The 16,869-nt window shown below is 64.8% G+C and carries 23 protein-coding genes; 16 read left to right on the top strand and 7 right to left on the bottom strand.

The features are described 5' to 3' along the window. Window positions 1-82: 82 nt before the first annotated feature. From B0T44_RS17320 to B0T44_RS17310, 3 genes are all read right to left on the bottom strand, one after another. Complete coding sequence (locus tag B0T44_RS17320) at window positions 83-622, bottom strand: hypothetical protein (protein ID WP_139347624.1); 540 nt, start codon at window positions 620-622, stop codon at window positions 83-85. Between the two features lie 88 nt (window positions 623-710). Beyond that, window positions 711-1,790 carry an acyl-CoA synthetase family protein gene (locus B0T44_RS17315; RefSeq protein WP_077114337.1) on the bottom strand — a complete coding sequence of 360 codons (1,080 nt, stop codon included), beginning with the start codon at window positions 1,788-1,790 and terminating at the stop codon, window positions 711-713. Continuing rightward, on the bottom strand, window positions 1,787-3,109 hold the full coding sequence (locus B0T44_RS17310; protein WP_077114339.1) for a SidA/IucD/PvdA family monooxygenase: 1,323 nt from the start codon (window positions 3,107-3,109) through the stop codon (window positions 1,787-1,789). Before B0T44_RS17310 ends, B0T44_RS17315 begins: the two co-directional genes overlap by 4 nt. Before the next feature lie 174 nt (window positions 3,110-3,283). On the opposite strand from B0T44_RS17310, the gene B0T44_RS17305 reads away from it, so the two are divergent. The 6 genes from B0T44_RS17305 to B0T44_RS17280 all read left to right on the top strand — a co-directional run bounded on the left by B0T44_RS17305 (window position 3,284) and on the right by B0T44_RS17280 (window position 7,936). Further along, entirely contained in the window at window positions 3,284-3,946 is a 663-nt protein-coding gene (locus tag B0T44_RS17305) for a GNAT family N-acetyltransferase (protein ID WP_077114341.1), read from the top strand. A gap of 114 nt (window positions 3,947-4,060) precedes the next feature. Continuing rightward, window positions 4,061-4,729: a pentapeptide repeat-containing protein gene (locus B0T44_RS17300; protein WP_245839007.1), complete on the top strand. Its 669-nt coding sequence runs from the start codon at window positions 4,061-4,063 to the stop codon at window positions 4,727-4,729. Between the two features lie 53 nt (window positions 4,730-4,782). After that, window positions 4,783-5,484 (top strand): siderophore-interacting protein, encoded by a 702-nt coding sequence (locus B0T44_RS17295; protein WP_077114343.1) that lies wholly within the window; start codon window positions 4,783-4,785, stop codon window positions 5,482-5,484. A gap of 521 nt (window positions 5,485-6,005) precedes the next feature. Next, entirely contained in the window at window positions 6,006-6,323 is a 318-nt protein-coding gene (locus B0T44_RS17290) for a hypothetical protein (RefSeq protein WP_077114345.1), read from the top strand. Window positions 6,324-6,426: 103 nt separating this feature from the next. After that, entirely contained in the window at window positions 6,427-6,873 is a 447-nt protein-coding gene (locus tag B0T44_RS17285) for a TIGR03667 family PPOX class F420-dependent oxidoreductase (protein WP_081512244.1), read from the top strand. A 97-nt stretch (window positions 6,874-6,970) separates the two neighbouring features. After that, window positions 6,971-7,936, top strand: a complete 966-nt coding sequence (locus B0T44_RS17280; protein WP_077114347.1) for an RluA family pseudouridine synthase — start codon at window positions 6,971-6,973, stop codon at window positions 7,934-7,936. A gap of 27 nt (window positions 7,937-7,963) precedes the next feature. On the opposite strand, the gene B0T44_RS17275 is transcribed toward B0T44_RS17280, so the two are convergent. Continuing rightward, window positions 7,964-9,454 (bottom strand): alpha/beta hydrolase, encoded by a 1,491-nt coding sequence (locus B0T44_RS17275; RefSeq protein WP_245839006.1) that lies wholly within the window; start codon window positions 9,452-9,454, stop codon window positions 7,964-7,966. Window positions 9,455-9,671: 217 nt separating this feature from the next. On the opposite strand from B0T44_RS17275, the gene B0T44_RS17270 reads away from it, so the two are divergent. Continuing rightward, window positions 9,672-10,388, top strand: a complete 717-nt coding sequence (locus B0T44_RS17270; protein ID WP_077114349.1) for a CPBP family intramembrane glutamic endopeptidase — start codon at window positions 9,672-9,674, stop codon at window positions 10,386-10,388. Window positions 10,389-10,461: 73 nt separating this feature from the next. Further along, window positions 10,462-11,058 carry a Uma2 family endonuclease gene (locus B0T44_RS17265; RefSeq protein WP_217697411.1) on the top strand — a complete coding sequence of 199 codons (597 nt, stop codon included), beginning with the start codon at window positions 10,462-10,464 and terminating at the stop codon, window positions 11,056-11,058. A 145-nt stretch (window positions 11,059-11,203) separates the two neighbouring features. Here the strand turns inward: B0T44_RS17265 and B0T44_RS17260 are convergent, their stop codons facing one another. Then, window positions 11,204-12,043, bottom strand: coding sequence for a helix-turn-helix domain-containing protein (locus B0T44_RS17260; protein WP_077114351.1), 840 nt, complete (start codon window positions 12,041-12,043; stop codon window positions 11,204-11,206). After that, complete coding sequence (locus B0T44_RS17255; RefSeq protein WP_217697412.1) at window positions 12,040-12,549, bottom strand: DUF6879 family protein; 510 nt, start codon at window positions 12,547-12,549, stop codon at window positions 12,040-12,042. Before B0T44_RS17255 ends, B0T44_RS17260 begins: the two co-directional genes overlap by 4 nt. A 553-nt stretch (window positions 12,550-13,102) precedes the next feature. On the opposite strand from B0T44_RS17255, the gene B0T44_RS17245 reads away from it, so the two are divergent. The 7 genes from B0T44_RS17245 to B0T44_RS17225 all read left to right on the top strand — a co-directional run bounded on the left by B0T44_RS17245 (window position 13,103) and on the right by B0T44_RS17225 (window position 15,235). Further along, window positions 13,103-13,345: a hypothetical protein gene (locus B0T44_RS17245; protein ID WP_077114355.1), complete on the top strand. Its 243-nt coding sequence runs from the start codon at window positions 13,103-13,105 to the stop codon at window positions 13,343-13,345. A gap of 105 nt (window positions 13,346-13,450) precedes the next feature. Next, entirely contained in the window at window positions 13,451-13,708 is a 258-nt protein-coding gene (locus tag B0T44_RS17240; RefSeq protein WP_077114357.1) for a hypothetical protein, read from the top strand. Further along, on the top strand, window positions 13,705-13,878 hold the full coding sequence (locus B0T44_RS27200) for a hypothetical protein (RefSeq protein ID WP_175647900.1): 174 nt from the start codon (window positions 13,705-13,707) through the stop codon (window positions 13,876-13,878). Before B0T44_RS17240 ends, B0T44_RS27200 begins: the two co-directional genes overlap by 4 nt. Further along, a complete protein-coding gene (locus tag B0T44_RS28100; RefSeq protein ID WP_254893692.1) occupies window positions 13,878-14,012 on the top strand; it encodes a hypothetical protein in 135 nt (44 codons plus the stop codon). Before B0T44_RS27200 ends, B0T44_RS28100 begins: the two co-directional genes overlap by 1 nt. After that, window positions 14,009-14,422, top strand: coding sequence for a hypothetical protein (locus B0T44_RS17235; RefSeq protein ID WP_077114359.1), 414 nt, complete (start codon window positions 14,009-14,011; stop codon window positions 14,420-14,422). Before B0T44_RS28100 ends, B0T44_RS17235 begins: the two co-directional genes overlap by 4 nt. A gap of 86 nt (window positions 14,423-14,508) precedes the next feature. Then, window positions 14,509-14,937 (top strand): hypothetical protein, encoded by a 429-nt coding sequence (locus tag B0T44_RS17230; protein ID WP_077114361.1) that lies wholly within the window; start codon window positions 14,509-14,511, stop codon window positions 14,935-14,937. 13 nt (window positions 14,938-14,950) lie between these two features. Beyond that, window positions 14,951-15,235, top strand: coding sequence for a hypothetical protein (locus tag B0T44_RS17225; protein WP_077114363.1), 285 nt, complete (start codon window positions 14,951-14,953; stop codon window positions 15,233-15,235). Window positions 15,236-15,303: 68 nt separating this feature from the next. On the opposite strand, the gene B0T44_RS17220 is transcribed toward B0T44_RS17225, so the two are convergent. Next, complete coding sequence (locus B0T44_RS17220; protein ID WP_077114365.1) at window positions 15,304-15,786, bottom strand: MTB12 C-terminal domain-containing protein; 483 nt, start codon at window positions 15,784-15,786, stop codon at window positions 15,304-15,306. Window positions 15,787-16,103: 317 nt separating this feature from the next. Here B0T44_RS17220 and B0T44_RS17215 point away from each other — a divergent pair, with 317 nt between their 5' ends. Then, window positions 16,104-16,859, top strand: a complete 756-nt coding sequence (locus tag B0T44_RS17215; protein WP_077114368.1) for a thioesterase II family protein — start codon at window positions 16,104-16,106, stop codon at window positions 16,857-16,859. Window positions 16,860-16,869 lie beyond the last annotated feature (10 nt).

Raw genomic sequence — 16,869 nt, 5'->3', positions numbered from 1 at the left:
ATCGTAGTCAGGACGACTGCCACTATCGCAAGTGCACGCCAGTTCGGCGAAAGGCGTCGAGAGACCGCACGCGAGCGCGGAATCAGTCGAGGCGTAGGCCGAACTCATTCGTCAGGACCAGTGCCTGCTCGTCGGTGGCGAGTACATAAAAATTGTCTCCCGGCTCATCGAGCTCGACCGACCGGAAGACTCTGCCATCGCCTGGGTTGAGAGCGTCGACGTGAGACAAGATGCCCATGTGGTCCACATAGCGGTCCCATTGGTGATCCAACGTCCATTCGACGGTCGAACCATTGCGGACGAACCGCAGGACATCCCCCTGCTCCGGGTCGATGGTCAGTTCGACGTCGTCTATGACGACAGTTCCACCACTGCACGCTGCTGCGTCGAGCAGCATGCTGTGGTAGGCGCCCTCCAAGTCGTCGACACTGTCTCCGTAGGCCGCAAACGCCACCTCGAAATCGACCAGAGCGTAGGACAAGTCCTCTTCGTCGTCCAACTTGTCGTGCTGTCGGTCGCCCATATCGGTGAGCACATTGTGCGCGGTATCGACAGAGATCATGCCGAGCGAGATCAATCGCTCGGCCAGGGCGGCATAGGTCACTTCGCGTGTTCCTCTCACTACCGCACCTTGATGGAGGCCATCCAGCCACCGCAAGCCGGAATTTCCACTGGTGTGCTGATAGCCACCCCAGCGTCGAGCCCTGTCGCTACGACTGACGGCCTTCGACGACCAGCCGCCCACCCTGCACCCACCTGGCGCGATCTCCCGTGCGGTACAGCCTGCCCTGCGGCTCGAACGGGTCGGCCACGAACCGTTCCTCGTCCGCACCGTCGGCGAACCCGTCCGCGAGCACTCGCCCGCCCACGTACACATCGCCCGCAACGCCCGGCAGCACCGGCCGTCGTGCCGCGTCCAGCACCAGTACCTTCGCACCCGGTACCGGACGCACCCAGCCACCGGACACCAGCGGACCGCGCGCGACCGCGCCCAGATAAGCAGGCGAACGGTAGGCGAACGTGCTCACCGCATCGGGAGATACCGAACGCACCAATTCGGGAAGCGTTTCCGCCCAAACGGTCCCGGCCAGATCCCATCGCTGCACCGAGTCCAGCCGCACGCCGTCCGTCGCGGCCAACCGCAACGGCAGCCCGGCGTCGGAGATCACCTGTGTAGCCGCATGTGTGGCGATCAACTCGCCCAACGCTGCCGCGTCCCCGCGCTGTGCCACCGTCGGCATCACAACCGTCGCACCGTGCGCCACCGCCGCCAGCAGATCCGCCGCCACCTGGGGATCACCCCACGGCAGCGCGATCAGCCGTACATCTCGGGGCCGCAGCGCCGGATCGAACCGGCGCAGCTTCCGGTCCGCGGCCACGCAACGACGGTCGGCGACCGCCACCGCCAACGCGTCCAGCCCCAGCAGCAGCCCGCGAGCGCCGAGCGGGACCGCCGCATCGCCGATCGCGTTGCGCATGGCGGCCAGCTGGGAGATCACACCGGCGCTCGACGTTTCGCCCGAACGGCTCGGTGGCTCGCCCCGATCGAGCATGTCGAACAGCTCGCCGTAGGTGAGAACTTCACGGCCGCAGCGGAAGGCGATACGGCTCGACGGGACGGCGCGACCGTGCCGGAACAGGGTGGTCAAGCCGATCAGATCGCACGGATCGACACCGGTCGACCATTCGTCGAGCACCCGGCGCTGTTCGCTCGTCAGGATCGGTTGCAGCCTGGGCGCTGTTGCGCCCGGACGTTCGGCGAGCAATCCGGTTCCGGTCATCACACTCATCGCACACTCCGCCATGTCGTCTGCATCGCCGATGTTTCCAGCGCCGCACCGTCGCCCGATACGAGCTGACGAGACGGCCGCGCGGGCGTGGTCGCCAGCACGCGGTCGGAAAGTTCGCCGAGACAGCTGAGATTCGGAAATCCGGGCCCCTGCGCGATACCGGCCAGGTTCGGCAGGTAGAGCTTCGCCTCCAGCCCCTCGACGGACAGATCGTGGCCGATCGACGCCTCCAGCCTCGGCTGGGTGATCGGGCCGCCGACGGCCAGCTCGACCAGATCGGCGGCCTCGTCGTCGAACAGCTTCATGAACCACAGCGGATGCCCGCCGGTCGCGTCTACCACCAGGTCGAACGCGTGTACCTGGTCGGGACGCAGCTCGTTGCGCAAGGTGAGCGCGACCGCGTCACCCTGGTCCGCGAACCGCACCACGCGGCCCTGCAGATGATGCACTCGGTTGTCGGCGAGCAGCGATTCCTGCACCCGCACCGAGAACACGCCGCGGTCGGTGCGGCGTACTACATCCCGGCGTTCCTGGATGCTCAGCGCTCGCCATTTGGTGGGATCGCTGAACAGCGAGTTCTCGAAATAGCTTTCGCCGCGGGTGTAGATGGTGGCGCCGGGCGATATCACCGAAACGGTCAGCACATCGTGGCGGATCAGTTCGTCCATCGCCGACCCCGCGGTTTCGCCGCCGCCGATCACCGCGGCCCGCGACGAAGCAGGGAGATCACGGCGGGCGGCCAGATCCCAGAACTCGGCGATACTCAGCACTTTCGGGTGCTGAGCCAGCGCGCGCCTGCTGTCACCCGGGCCGGTGATCATCAACCGATCGGCATCGACCTCGGCGGTATTGCCGTCGGAATCGGCCACGGTGACCAGCCAGCCGTCGGCGGCAGCACGGATGGTCTGCACCCGCCCACTGATCAGATCCAGATCGACTTTGTTCGCCACCCACTGCAGATACTTGGCCCACAGATTGTGTTGTGGGCTCGGCCGCCCGCGGTCGACCCATTCGGCGTAGGTACCGCGCTCCACCAGGAAGGATGACCAACTGAAGGCGAGCATTGCTTCGTTGATGGCGTGATTGTGGCCGCGCGCCCAATTCGAGTGGTAGGGGAAACCCACATCTTTTTCCGGGCTGGTGCCCAGCCGGTGCTGTCCATCGGTCCAGCCGCCGGAAGCGAGCCAATTGCCGCCCACCGCATGGGGTTCCACCACCGTGACATGCGGCGCAGGCAGACCCAGTTCGCGCAATACCTGCGCTTTTGCGGCGACGGCCACGGCTTTCGGCCCCGCGCCGACCACGAGAAGTCTCTCCACTGGCTATCCCACTTTCCCGGAAAACATCGGCCACCGCCCGCTGGACGATCCGCCAACTATGTTTGCATAGGCTTACCTTATAGTGCATCCTCGGTGCCAGTGTCCCGGCCTCGGAAAAAGTGGGGCGCGGAAGGGCGGCGCCCGAAGAGACAACCGAACGGAGCCGCAGAACTCATGAACGAAACCGGGAGCTACGTCCTCGCCCGCGAACTGACCGACCTCCCCGACGACGTGCGCCAGGCGCCTGCACCGGTCATCCCTGAGTTCTCGTCTCCCTACACGCTGCGGCTCGCCGACCCCGACGGTGACGACCCCGACATGCTCGCCGAATGGATGAGCAGGCCCCATCTGGCCGAGACCTGGGAGCAGGCATGGCCCGCCGAACGCCGCCGCGCCGACCTGCGCGCCCAACTGGCCGGCGCGTACTCCCGGCCCTGCATCCTCGGCTTCGATCTCGCGGCCATCGACCGCAGTGACCTGGGACGGCGTGAGGTGGCCTATGTCGAGCTGTACCGGCCGGCCAAAGATGAGATCGCCCGGGTCTACCAGGCCGACCCCCACGATATGGGATTCCATATCGCTACCGCCGACACCAACCTGCTTGGTCGTGGAGTTATCTCGGGGTGGCTGGGAGAGCTGATGCGGGCTATTTTCGCCGCCGACCCCCGGTGCAAACGGATCATGGCGGACCCGGATCACCGCAACACTCCGATACGTCGGGCCCTGGTCAAGAACAACTTCCACAGCCTGGGCGTGCTCGACGTACGACCGGATCGGCGCATCAACCTCTTCGCCCTGCCCCGCCGCCCCGAGGATCTTCCGGCGGTCGTCGCATAGCCCTGCCCGCAAAAGCTCAACCCAGTAGGAACGGCCTGCTGATGCGCTCGACCGCGCCGCGTGCGGGTGTAGGTTGCCCGGAAAGAAGCAGCCCCGACAGAGCGAGGGAAAACAGTGCCTGCTACAGGCAAACGCAGCAAACCGGTGACCCCGATACCACCCGATCTTCCCGTCCTCACCCCCGCCGATCCCGGCGACGGTTTCGCCGAGACCAGCGAGATCCAGGAACGCGCTTTCACTGGCGGCGACCTTTCGCACCCCGATCTCTATGCCGTGAGCCTCGACGGCTGCCGGCTCGACAGTGTCCGGTTCTCCGGTGCCATGCGCATGGGCACCATCGCAGACTGCGAACTCGACGTTTGTGATCTGGCAAACCTGCTCGCCGACGAATCCTCGATGTTCCGTTGCGCCATCAGCACCAGCCGGCTCACCGGCATGTCGTGGACCGCGGGCGTGTGGCGCAATATCTCGGTCGCATCGACCCGCGCCGACCTGACCTCTTTCGCCTATTCGAAATTGCAGACGGTCGTGTTCCGCGAATGCGATCTCCGTCAAGCCGACTTCGCCGACGTGGAGTTCCGTGATGTGGTCTTCGAAGACTGCGACCTGTCCGGCGGCCGGTTCCACCATGCCCGGATCCAGCAGAATGTCCAGTTCCGCAACTGCACCCTGACTGGGCTGGTCGGCGCCTCCGGGCTGCGCGGCGCCACGGTGGACGGCGGCGATCTACTCGGACTGGCCGCTTGTCTGGCCCAGGAAGCGGGTATCAGTGTGGAGTGGTGAGCGGTTCGACGGATAGACCCCACCGTCGCTTTGCTTAGGCTAAGCTAACGCGCATGGGCAAAGGAACCAACGGCGTTCTGCTGAAGCTGTGGCGTGCAGACGACTACCGCCTACGAGTGACGTCGACCGAGGACGTCTCCGACAAGTACAAGCGGATCGGTTTCACTGCGGGCGGCCTGCTCGCCAACCACTCGGTGCACCCCACCCAGTGGATCCGCCTGTGGATCCCCAACGGCGACAAACTGCAGCAGCGCGGCTACACCCTGGTCGACCAGGACCCTGCAGGCGACCACTTCTACATCGAGTTCGCCCTGCACGAGGGCGCCGCCAGCCGCTGGGCCGAACAAGCCGCCACCGGCGACGAAATCGAAGCATCCGTTCTCGGCTCCAACTTCCAACTCCCCGAAACCACCCCCGGCGAATACGTCGTCTTCGGTGACACCGCATCCCTGCCCGCGATCAACTCCCTGCTCGACGCCATCGGCGACACTCCCGCCCGCGTCTGGCTGGAATGGCAGCATCAATCCGACGTCAACCTGCCCGTCCGCAACAAACCACACCACCAGGTCACCTGGTTGCAACGCGTCGACAACGGCCGGCTGATGCGCGAACAGGCCCAGAACATCGACTGCCCCACCGACGCCTTCGCCTGGGTCGCCTGCGACGGCGCCACCACACGATCGATCGTGAAAACCCTCAAAACCGCGCATAGCCTGCCGAAAACACAGATCAAGTCGCAGGCGTACTGGCGCTAGGGGTGCATTGCGGGCACATCGGTGCCATGGTGGATATGTACGGATTCGATCGGCCGTGCCGCGATGTCGGAGGCCGACCCGTCGATTACCACGGAGGCGAGGAGGTGAGGATATGAGTTCTGGTCATAGTCCCCACCCCCACCGCTTCCGATTCAGCGCCACGTAATGCGATTACGTACGCACCCGGTATCCCACGCCATTCGTTGTTGCCAGCGGTAGCTGGGCGTGTTCGTCGGCGGGTTCTGGCCTCGAGCCTCGGTGACCTCGCCTGCTCGCTGAGCAGCCGGTGAGCAATCCTGCCGCGTCCTGTCACCGATAGTCGGTGTGACGCACCTCGGGTGCATCGCTGAAGGCTGTCCGACCTCAGAACCAGGGGATTTCTCATGACACAAACATTTCCCTATGCCACGAAGACACTGCCGCAACGTCCTGCCGTCCATAACCGGGCCGACATCCGGCCCGACGAACGCCGAGCACTTCACCCGACTCGATCCGCATCTTTTCCAGCCCCGCCCTTCCTGATGGACACGCAATACCCAGCGCACCCCAGGTCCGGTGACGTCATTACCGACGCACTCGACAATGTCGGTCGCGCTGTCATGGTCGGAAGCCTCATCGGCACCATCACCGGCGCTGCCGTCGGGGGTGCCATCGGCGGTGCCGGCCCGGCCTTCAGCGTCGTCCTCCTCCCCGAAGCCGCGGTGACGTGCCTCGGCGGCGCTCTGATCGGAGCATCGATCGGAGCGCTCGCAGGCACAATCGCCATCGGCGGTGGGGCGTTGGTCGGGGCCTCGGCGAAGATCGTCTACACCACAACAGCACAGCATCGAAAGCCGTAAACGCTGCGCTGGTGCACGTAACTCGCCTACAGCATGCGGAATGCGCATCGGCACGCATGAGTTGACGTCAAGTACTGACACCCCCGTAGCCGAGGAGATGCCCATGGCCGCCACCGGAACATCCAGCAGCGATGTGTTGATCGACACCACAACCGATTTCGGCAGGATGGTTGCCGATCGGCTGGCCCGGGAGCAGGTGATCTGGTTGACGACTGTCGGCCCCAGCGGGACACCGCAGCCCAATCCGGTCTGGTTTCAGTGGCACGACGGCGAGTTCCTGCTGTTCAGCCAGCCTGATCGGCCGAAGCTGCGCAATCTAGCGCGTAATCCGCGGGTTTCGGTGCATCTGAACAGTACCGAACACGGCGGCGAGGTGGTGGTCTTCACCGGTGTGGCGCGGGTTGCCGATGAGCCCACGCCCGCCGAGCTGGACTCTTTCGCCGAGAAATACGCCGACGGCCTCGTTTCCATTTCGATGACCAGGGAAGAGTTCTTCGCGGAGTATTCGACTCCGGTGCGGATCACCCCGGAGCGCCTGCGCGGTTTCTGACGTATACGGCGCTGCGCTTACTGTCGACAGCCCGTACGCACGGGTGGTACTCACCTGGTCTCCGGACCGGGCACCGCGTTGACTAGGGTCGATGCCGATGAGAAGAAGGCAGCAACCCCCGCTGCCGAAGCGGTACGGTTTGGATCCGGCCCGGCTGCGGCTCCCGGAGGACGGCGAATGGGCGACGATCCGCGACCATCTGGTGCACCGGCTGCCGCGGGTGCCCGCGGCGCGTATCGATGAACTGTTGCGTGCGGGCGAGATAGTCGACCTGGACGGGCCGATCGCGCCCGATGCGCCCTATGTGCCAGGCGGGGCGGTGTGGTTTCATCGCGATCTGCCCGAGGAGACGGTGGTGCCGTTCGATATTTCGATCGTGCACCGCGACGACCATCTGCTCGTCATCGACAAACCGCATTTCCTGGCCACGATCCCGCGCGGGCAGCACATCTTGCAGACGGCGCTGGTGCGGCTGCGTCAGGAACTCGACCTACCCGATCTGGTGCCCGCGCATCGACTGGACCGGGTGACGGCGGGGCTGGTGCTGTTCATCATCGATCCGGCCCGGCGCGGCGCCTACCAGACGATGTTCCACCGCCGCACAGTGCGCAAAGAATACGAGGCGATCGCCCCCTACGATCCGGCGCTCGAACTGCCCGTGACGGTGCGCAGCCGGATCATCAAGGAAAAGCAGGTGCTCGCCGCTCAGGAGGTCGCAGGCGAACCGAACGCGATCACCGAGATCGAACTGCTCTCCCATCGCGACGGCCTCGGCCGGTACCGGTTGCGCCCGCACACCGGCCGCACCCACCAGCTGCGGCTGCATATGAACTCGCTGGGCATCCCGATCCTCGGCGACGACTTCTACCCGGTGCTCTCCGACAAACCGGTAGACGACTTCACCCGGCCGTTGCAGCTACTGGCATCGTCCCTCGAGTTCACCGATCCGATCACCGGTACGCCGCGCCGGTTCGAAACCACCCGCACCCTGCACGCCTGGACGGCGCCTGCGGAATGGGCCACCGGCGCCAGCTGCTCGACCGCCAGGGCCGCCCAGCCGTAGCCGCAGCGGTGAGGCACCGGCCGTGGTTCACTGCGGCGGTTGGTCGGCGGCACAGACGATATCCGTCTCGGGCAATGTGCCGTCCGCGAAATAGCCGTTGATCGCGTCGCTCACACATGCGCTCAACCCGGGACGGAAAGTGAGGTGTATCCGCACATCACGCAGCGTGACCAGGCGCGATCCGGTCATCTTCTGATGCAGTCGCACCCCTCCCGGGTACGGTGTGCGCGGATCGCCGGTCGCCTGCAGGATGAGGGCGGGAACGGAGTTCCGGACAACTGTCGGCGGCTCGACCGGGCGAGGCCAGAACGCGCACGGCTGGATATTGTTCGCCATCGCGCCGAAGACCGGCTGGGCGGCGCGGGTACGCGCGACAGCGTGGCGATACCATTCCGGGTCCGTGGGGGCTCCGACATCACCGCAGGCGATCACGGCCAACGCGTAATTCTCGCCGGCCTGCAACGCCTCCAGCAGATCACGGAGCCCGGATTCATCGGAATGTGTCGGCCTCCCCTCGGCTGCGTTGGCGAGCTCACGGACCGACTCCGCCAGCACGTCGTTCAGCCGGTAACTCCGTAGCAGAGTATGCAACAGAAACGGGAGTAGATGGTCGTCGACCGGATAGCCTTCGACGAGTATCGGCTGGTTGGCGGCCCGGCGGGTGAGGTCCTCGACTGTCCGGCGCACCCGCGGCGCCGTATCCCCCAGGTGGTAATGCTCGTCACGCAGCGCGACCCAGTTCGCCCAGTCGTCCAATGCGGCCTCATCGGCTGGTCCCCAATCCTGGACCATCCCTGTCCAGTACCGGTCGGGATCGATCGCGCTGTCGAGCACGATCCGGTCACTGCGGTGCGGGAACATCTGGGTGAACACCGCGCCGAGGTAGGTGCCATAGGACAAACCGAAGAAGTTGATCTTCTCCTCGCCGAGCACACTGCGCACGACGTCCATATCGCGGGCGGTGTTGCGGGTGGTGAGCCTGCGCAGCTTCGCGACATCGCCGTCCAGGCACGCCGCAGCCATATCCGCAGCAAGCGCCACCTCGTGATCGAAACCGGCCGCATCGAGACCGGCCGACCGGATCATCTCCGGCACCGGCCAGCCACACGGTTCCGGCGCGTCAGACGCGCCGACACCCCGCGGATCAATTCCGATGAGGTCGTATCGGGCACGGACCTCAGGGCTGAGCACGTCACCGAGCAGGCTCAGGCTGTCCAGGCCGCCCGCACCGGGGCCACCCGGGTTGGACAGTAGGATCCCGCGTCGCCGGGCCGGGTCGGTGGCCTTCGCCCGAGAGATCGCCACGGTGATCGTGCGCCCGTCCGGCTCCTGGTAGTCGAGCGGAACCACGACATCGGCGCACTCGACGCCCGGACTACTCACCTGCTCCGGCGAACAAGGCCGCCAGCGCAGGTCCTGATGGTAGAAGGAGACCCGGTTGCCGTCCCCGATCACTGTCAGTGTCGCCCCCGCCAAGGCCATCACGAGCAGGCATCTGCCTACCCATTGCAGCATCATCGGGTTCCGCGCCGGAGCCGATATGCGCTCTGGCAGAACTGTTTTCCGCGACTCCACACCCTCACAGACACTAACAGTCCTGCGGTTCGGTGTCGGGCCGACCACGTTCGGGTGACCAGGGAGGAGCCGGACGGGGACCGCATGGGGTCTCATTACACTGGCCACGATGTTGCACCCGCACTCCACCGACGCAACTGTCGCGACTACCGCGACCAGGATGCCCAGCAGGCATCGCGTCCACGCCTACCTCGATATCGCGGTGGTCGTGCTGGTACTGGCCTGCACGAACCTGATCGCACATTTCACCACCACGTGGGCGAATATCGTCACGGTGCCGGTCGCGGCGATGGTGCTGCTTGCGATGATGCGCAGACGTGGCCTCGGCTGGGCGGAGCTGGGGCTCTCACCCAGGCATTGGAAACGCGGCTCACTGTATGCGCTGGCTGCTGTGGGTGTAGTGCTGGCTGTGGTCGCGGTCGGCGCGGCGCTGCCGGTCACCCGGCCGTTCTTCCTCGCCGACCGTTATGCCACCATCTCCGGCGCGCTCATCGCCTCGATGATCGTGATTCCGTTGCAGACGGTGATCCCCGAGGAGCTCGCCTTCCGCGGTGTACTGCACGGCACCCTGGGTCGCGTATACGGCGCTCGTGGGGTTTTCGCCGTCGGCTCGCTGCTGTTCGGCCTCTGGCATATCGCCTCGTCGCTGGGCTTGACCACAAGCAACCGCGGTCTCACCGAAATCTTCGGCGCCGGTGTGACCGGCCAGGTCTGCGGCATCCTGATCGCGGTCGCCGCAACCGCCGCCGCGGGCATCGTCTTCACCTGGCTGCGGCAGCGCAGCGGCAGCCTGTTGGCCCCGATCGCCCTGCATTGGTCGGTCAACGGCGCGGGCGCCCTGGCCGCCGCCGTCATCTGGCACACGACGCTCGCCTGAGGACGCGGAGGCGGGTCGAGGCCGTGCCATACTGGCCAGGTCAGCCGTTCACCGCCGTGAAGCGAGGGAGCCGATGACCGCCGATCCTGCACCGATGGGCGAGTGCCCGTCTCCGGGTTGGCCGGTGCCACCGCCCGAGGGATATTTCGCCGAGGACCTCGACCGGCTACCCGATCTGCCACCACATACCGAGTTGATCGACGGGAGTCTCATCTTTGTGAGCCCGCAGATGAAGTTCCATATGCGAGTCATCAGGGCCATCGAAGGTGAACTGGTTCGGCAGGCACCGGCACATCTGGAGGTATGCCGGGAGATGACAGTGACCCTCGGCCCGCGGCAGCGGCCGGAACCGGATGTCATGGTGGTCCAGGCTGCTGCAGATACCGGCCTGAATCAGACGACCTATCGACCTGCCGACGTTGTTCTCGCCATCGAGGTGGTGTCACCGGATTCGATGGAGCGGGATCGCAAACGTAAGCCGTTGCTGTACGCGGAAGCCGGTATCCCGCATTTCTGGCGGGTGGAGAATTCCGAGAGCCGGGCCGTTGTGTATGTGTACGAACTCGATCCTGCCACCGAGCAGTATGCGCTGGCGGGTATCCACCACGATCGACTCCGGTTGACTGTGCCATTCGACATAGCTCTTGATTTGACCAGGGCGACTACATAGAACTGGCGCACCACGCTCACCTGAGCACCCGGCCTCCTAGCTGAGATCATCCGGTCGCAGACGGAAGGCCCGATGGTCGGTTCACGGCGCCGCGGGCTCGAAGGAACCCGGACGCCGCTGAAGAACCGATCACCGCGGGAATTCACTAATCAACTGAACGGGTCGCGATAGCCGCCGTAATCAACTCCCGAGCCGCGCTCCCCGTCACGGCCTGCTTCGCCAACACATCAAACGTCCGCCCATACAGCGCCAACTCCCGCGGCTGTGTAATCGTCATCTCAGCCGTCACGTTCTCCACCATCACCATCCGGTTGTCGAACATGATGAAATTCGAAATCGGCACCCGATACCGCGCCCTAGCAGGCACAATCCCGAAAGTAACGCGCGGCATCCCCAACACCGCCAACAAGCGATCCAACTGGCCCACCATCACTCGATCATCTCCCACCGTCGTCCGCAACGCCTGCTCCCCGATGACGAAATGAAACCGGTGCTCTCGTCGGTACAGGATTTGCTGACGCTCCATCCGCTTCGACACACCCTCATCCAGATCATCAGCGGTCCCATAGAAGTCGATGACGTTCCGAAGAATCTCCTCCGCATACTCCGCGGTCTGCAACAAGCCAGGAATCAGCACCGGCTCATACCAGCGCATCAACTCCGTCTCCGCCTCGAGCTTCACCGAAGCCTGCTGCCGGCGCTTCGTACCAGCACCGAGGACACGCCGCCACTCCAGATACGACGCCTCCATGTTGCGGACCGTTGCAATCAGATCCGCGACTTGATCCACGCTCTTTGTGTGCTCACACCACGCTCGGATATCGGCGTCGGTAGGTTTGGTCTTCCCGTACTCGATCTTCGACACCTTGGATTGATGCCAGCCCGCCAGCCGCGCCAGCTCGGTACCAGACAACCCAGAATTGAGACGAAGCTCCCGGAGACGACCCCCGAGAGCTTCGCGCATCTGGTGAATCGAACTACTCACTGTGTGGTGTACTCCCGCAACGGCACAGCCCGAGCCCACACGCGTTCCTTCACGGCACGGCAATACTCGACCATCCGAGGATCTGTGGACACTGCGCCGCCAGCCCATCGCCCGGAGGGCTCGAACACCGTGAACGCGACCAGCGCATCATCGAACAGCCACCAATCATCTGTGGTCAGTTCATCAACGCTGATCATGTGCCGGGGCAGATACCTCACGTCTTCCCCCGCGTTCGCGTTGAACCGGGCCACCGCTTTCGCGAACCGCGTGTACTCGGTGTGGGGTTCGGACACTACGCGGGCACGCCGGATGGCCACACCACGGCCAGTCACGTACCGCACGTGATCGAGCCACGGCTGGAACCACTCGTAATCATCGTGCTCACCGTTGAGGAACTTCCGCAACGGCTCCGACTCTTCTGGAGTCTCGTAGGTGTCCTGCACTTCCAAGTGAAACGCTTCCCGCTGGCAGGAGCGAAATAGGTCGTTGAACGACTCATCCTGCACGAGTTGCACCGTAGAACGTCCTTTCTGCTTTCGGAACCTCAATACACGTCTCGTCCGCGTAGATGTCGATCCCGCCAAGCACTTGCGCGTCCGTTACCGGCATACCTGACAAGGTGAACGTCCCGCGACCGGTGTCGGTCATCGGGGCGCCGACGAAAGTGTCCGGCAGCGCGTACCCGAGGAGTAGGTGTGGAATCTCGACAGTTCCGGGTTGATCGGTCTTCCATCCCTGCACGACGTAGGTGTTTCAGTCGGTGGCGTAGAGGCTGGGGCATCCGCCTCCTGTGGTGCCTCCCTTGCCGAGGAACTGTAACCGCATGGCGCCGGTCTCCAATCGTTGTATGCGTACCTATGCTTGAACAAGGTCCATGATCGCTCATTAAAGCCAGTCTCTCACTGAGGATATCGACCTAGAGCATTTTCGAGCATAAAACTAGACCAGCATGGCCGCACCTTCTTATTTTCGGAAGTGATCACCCGGTCGTCTGGGCAGTCCCACTAGCCAGCGCCGGGTGTCCCCACCAAATGCAATCCGAACCGTGGAGGTCACCCGATGAGCGAGGCCCTACCCCCACTGCCCATCAGAACCGCAGGTAACCGTGCCATGGCAGCCGCCCTGCGGCTCTGGCACCACGAACCCCACGACCGCGGCCTATACGAGCGCATCCTCGCCGGACTCCATCACCTCGACGAAGCCACCGAACCTCGAGAAACCGTGCACGCGGGCGCTTACCGGTTGCAAGAAGAGATCGACCGCATCATCGCCCGCTGGAAAGCCGAGCCCCCGAGCCGGTGAGACGTGGGTGCTGAACCCGCAACCACAACCACTGAGCCGACCCCCGGCGCGGCGGCGGCCTTTCCCGCCATCTAACACAACCCGACAACCCAGTGAGGCAACACGATGCCCGGATTGCTGGTTCTTTTCGTCGTCGCAGCGAGCGTTACGTTCGCCGTCGTCGGTGCTATCTACACCCTGCCGCACGCGCGGGCGGACTACGAGGACGGTCGGCCGATGTCGCTCGGCGAGGCGCACTCGGTGATGCAATGGCACCGCGACTGCGCTCTTGATTGCTGCGAACGCAAGCGTGCTGCTGCCCGAACCCTCTATCTCGCGGGGCGTTTCATCCCGGATCAGCGCATAGAGCGGTTCGTGCGATGAACACGATAGCGACAACGGCGCAGATCAACCGGTGGTGGTTGCAGAAATGCGGTGACAACCGGTTACCGGAAAGCTTGGCGGAGGCGCGGTATCTGCTTGCTGCGCATGCCGGGCATGGTGGGTGTGAGCGTTATCTGCACAGTCTTTCGTATGCGGCGACGGTGATGTGATGGCTAGTCGCGAACCTGAATTTCAAGGGATGGTGCAGCATCACGACGGCAGCTGGTATGCCGTTGGTACCGACGGTCACCCTCTCGATCCCGACGACGGACCCCGCTATATCGATGGCGAGGTCGAGGAGTGAGGGACCGCGCCGGACTGCGCGTCACCGTCGACCGTCTGAGCGCAGCACCCAGGTACCTCGGTCTCAGCGCGTTCGCCACGGTTGCTGGGGTCGACTCGTTGTCGCTGTCGCGTTGGCGGGTCGACGGTCCTGTCTGGGTGCCCGCTCCCGATGTGTTGCTCGGCGAGCAAAAGCGCTGCGGCTGGGCTCCCGGATGTGTCAAGGAATGGTCGGTGTCGGTGCGGCCGGTGGAACGGCCCGAACCGCAGGTGTATTGGGACGCCGCGCAGATGCGGCGCTGTTACGGGCTCTCGTATGAGCTGCTGTGGAAATGCGTCGTCGAAGACAACGCCTTGCCGATACCCGCTATCTGGGTGGACGACTCCCCTGGCTGGCTCCCTCAGCTTCCTGGCGTCCGCCGGAATGGATAGAAGACCCGCCCCAGCGTCGAACCCTGGGGCGGGCTCGACGCTGACCGGCACTCAGCCGGGCAAGTATGGAATGAGGAAGAAACATTATGGTCCGGTTCCTGTGCGCACTGCTCGGCGCTACCGCCTTCAGTGTGCTCGCTGCCGCCCCTGTCGACGCCGCACTCGCGCATACGAGCGCGGCGAAATCGTGCGATCTCGGGTTCATGCCGATCAAACCCAGCGTCGGTGTCGGGTCGATCCTCGGCAACGCCTGGGCGAAATGCGACATACCGCCCGAGCATCACGTCCTCACTCTCAGTCTGGAGCGGCGGGAAGGACGTGCCTGGGTGGCGATCGAGTCGACCTCCGACGCCACTATCCCCAGCCCCCGCCACACCTACGCGGTACGGGTCGTGTGCGGGTCCGGTCCTTGGCGCGTAACAGCCCACGTGACCGGTAGCCTCCAGGGCAGGCCGTTCGACTTCACCGACTCCAGCATGGAGCGGTTCGTATCCGCCGACGAATGCACCCGCTGAGGAGGTCCGAGAGATGCCTTTGACCGAAGGACGTTACGCCGAACGGACCGGTCCACGCCGACTGTGGTTCTGGATCCGGCGTAGTTTCGCCGACGCGGTGCGCCGATACCGCCGCGACCCACGTGACACTGGCGGCGGGTACGTGATGCATCGGGAATGGGGTGCGTGGGTGCTGCGACCGGTTACTGGGTGGCGGTCACTGCGCTGGGTGTCGCCCCCGGTGCGCGCGACCCGCGCTGTACCGGCCGGTGATCGTGACGCGGCAGTGGACTGGCACGCCCAAGCGCTCGGCATGTAGCCGCCGCAACCAGCAGCGGGCCCCTGGAATCTTGGATTCCAGGGGCCGTTCGTGTTTCGCCGGAGGGATCAGACGCTGCAGGGGAGGAAGGCAACGCTGGCGAGGGTGCACTGGGCCTCGCGGGTGAGCTTCCAGGTGCCGTCGATCTGTTTCCAGGTGAGGTTGAAGTAGAACGGGTCGTAGCCGTCGACCGCGGTCTGCAACTGGGCGTTGAGGATGTCGCCGTTCACCGTGACCGGGCCGAGGACCGACCAGCGGAAGCTGGGCGGGGCGGCGGCCATCGCGCCTGCGATCTGGTCGGCCAGCGGCAGCCCGGCTTCGCCCGCTTCGAGTTCTGCGGCGCGTGCGCCGCGGTCGGCGCCGGTGTTGACCACGAGCCGCAGTTTTGCGTCCAGGTCGGCGGGGGCGAGTTGGGTGCGCATCGGGGCGCTCACCGGGGCGGCGAGGGCGGGGGCGGCGGTGGCGACGGTGCCGAAGCCGACCGTGGCCGCGGCGGCGAGTGCGAAAGCCGCGGCGGCGATGCGGCGTAGGGGGTTGTTCGTGGTGATCATCGTCTTCCCATCGTTTGCTGCCGGTATGCCCTATCGGTGCATACCGCACGCTGATAGTAAGGTAAGCCTAGGCAAAGTTGAACTGCTTGCTCGGTTGTGTTGATCACCGATGCCGATCTTCCATATCGCCAAGGTTAGCCTATACTAAGCTCGCTTAGGCTTACCGTAGTCCGACCCGGGCGTGTGGTGACGAGTTGTGTCCCGGAAATGCCGGAACCGCGACTTCCACGGCCGCACAACATGTTTGTGAATGGCGGACCGCGGCGGCGAAGAAGGACAAGCAGGCCGCGACAGTCGGCTGCGGGTAGGAGAGGTAGATGCCCAGGGAACTCGGTTGGATCAGGCAATTTCAAGCTCCGCGTTCCGCTGGATCTCCACCGCTGCTGATTTTCCCGCACGCGGGTGCGGGCGCTTCGGCATACCGCGTCTTCGCAAAGCAGTTGTCCCAGGCATTCGACGCCAACGTTTTCCAATACCCGGGCCGGCAGGACCGGGTCAGGGAAGCGGCCGCGGAAACACTTCCGGACATCGCCGCGGGAGCGTTCGAGGCGTTCGCCGATTCCCCACTGAACCGCGATCAGCCGATTACCGTTTTCGGGCACAGCATGGGGTCGATCATCGCTTTCGAATTCACCCGACTCGCCGAGGCGGCCGGTATCCCGGTCCGGCTGCTCGCCGTCTCCTCGGCTGCCGCGCCGGTGCGTATCGCCGAACTTCCCGGCCATCCGACCGAAGACGAGGAACTGCTGGAGCATATGGCCGCCCTCAACGGCACCGGCACCGACGTCATGTCCAGCCGTGAGGTGCTGAAGATGGCGCTGCCGGTGATGAAGGCTGATTACCGCGCCTTCGACGCCTATTCGTGCCCGCCCGATGTCCGGGTCGACGCCTCGATCCTGGTGCTCGGCGGCGATGACGATCCGTTCGTCGCACCGCGCGATCTGTATGCCTGGGACGCGCATGCGAACTCCGGTGTCGAGGTGACCGTTTTCTCCGGCGGCCACTTCTACCTCAACGACCATATCGACGGCATCGCCGAATTGCTGGTGCCCCAGCCGAAGCCCGTCGGCTGACGGCTGACCG

It is taken from the genome of Nocardia donostiensis (assembly GCF_002081715.1).
Classification (GTDB): Bacteria; Actinomycetota; Actinomycetes; order Mycobacteriales; family Mycobacteriaceae; genus Nocardia; species Nocardia donostiensis.
The sequence above is the reverse complement of the archived record's forward strand: the minus strand, read 5'-3'. Positions and strand labels throughout refer to the sequence as shown.

What these genes read in the sequence shown, in the direction of transcription:
- B0T44_RS17305 (WP_077114341.1), top strand. Translation starts at nt 3,284, where the DNA reads ATGAACGAAACCGGGAGCTACGTCCTCGCCCGCGAACTGACCGACCTC.
- B0T44_RS17215 (WP_077114368.1), top strand. Translation starts at nt 16,104, where the DNA reads ATGCCCAGGGAACTCGGTTGGATCAGGCAATTTCAAGCTCCGCGTTCC.
- B0T44_RS17285 (WP_081512244.1), top strand. Translation starts at nt 6,427, where the DNA reads ATGGCCGCCACCGGAACATCCAGCAGCGATGTGTTGATCGACACCACA.
- B0T44_RS17280 (WP_077114347.1), top strand. Translation starts at nt 6,971, where the DNA reads ATGAGAAGAAGGCAGCAACCCCCGCTGCCGAAGCGGTACGGTTTGGAT.
- B0T44_RS17245 (WP_077114355.1), top strand. Translation starts at nt 13,103, where the DNA reads ATGAGCGAGGCCCTACCCCCACTGCCCATCAGAACCGCAGGTAACCGT.
- B0T44_RS17265 (WP_217697411.1), top strand. Translation starts at nt 10,462, where the DNA reads ATGACCGCCGATCCTGCACCGATGGGCGAGTGCCCGTCTCCGGGTTGG.
- B0T44_RS17295 (WP_077114343.1), top strand. Translation starts at nt 4,783, where the DNA reads ATGGGCAAAGGAACCAACGGCGTTCTGCTGAAGCTGTGGCGTGCAGAC.
- B0T44_RS17270 (WP_077114349.1), top strand. Translation starts at nt 9,672, where the DNA reads ATGCCCAGCAGGCATCGCGTCCACGCCTACCTCGATATCGCGGTGGTC.
- B0T44_RS17315 (WP_077114337.1), bottom strand. Translation starts at nt 1,790, where the DNA reads ATGAGTGTGATGACCGGAACCGGATTGCTCGCCGAACGTCCGGGCGCA.
- B0T44_RS17220 (WP_077114365.1), bottom strand. Translation starts at nt 15,786, where the DNA reads ATGATCACCACGAACAACCCCCTACGCCGCATCGCCGCCGCGGCTTTC.
- B0T44_RS17275 (WP_245839006.1), bottom strand. Translation starts at nt 9,454, where the DNA reads ATGATGCTGCAATGGGTAGGCAGATGCCTGCTCGTGATGGCCTTGGCG.
- B0T44_RS17290 (WP_077114345.1), top strand. Translation starts at nt 6,006, where the DNA reads ATGGACACGCAATACCCAGCGCACCCCAGGTCCGGTGACGTCATTACC.
- B0T44_RS17225 (WP_077114363.1), top strand. Translation starts at nt 14,951, where the DNA reads ATGCCTTTGACCGAAGGACGTTACGCCGAACGGACCGGTCCACGCCGA.
- B0T44_RS17230 (WP_077114361.1), top strand. Translation starts at nt 14,509, where the DNA reads ATGGTCCGGTTCCTGTGCGCACTGCTCGGCGCTACCGCCTTCAGTGTG.
- B0T44_RS28100 (WP_254893692.1), top strand. Translation starts at nt 13,878, where the DNA reads ATGGCTAGTCGCGAACCTGAATTTCAAGGGATGGTGCAGCATCACGAC.
- B0T44_RS27200 (WP_175647900.1), top strand. Translation starts at nt 13,705, where the DNA reads ATGAACACGATAGCGACAACGGCGCAGATCAACCGGTGGTGGTTGCAG.
- B0T44_RS17240 (WP_077114357.1), top strand. Translation starts at nt 13,451, where the DNA reads ATGCCCGGATTGCTGGTTCTTTTCGTCGTCGCAGCGAGCGTTACGTTC.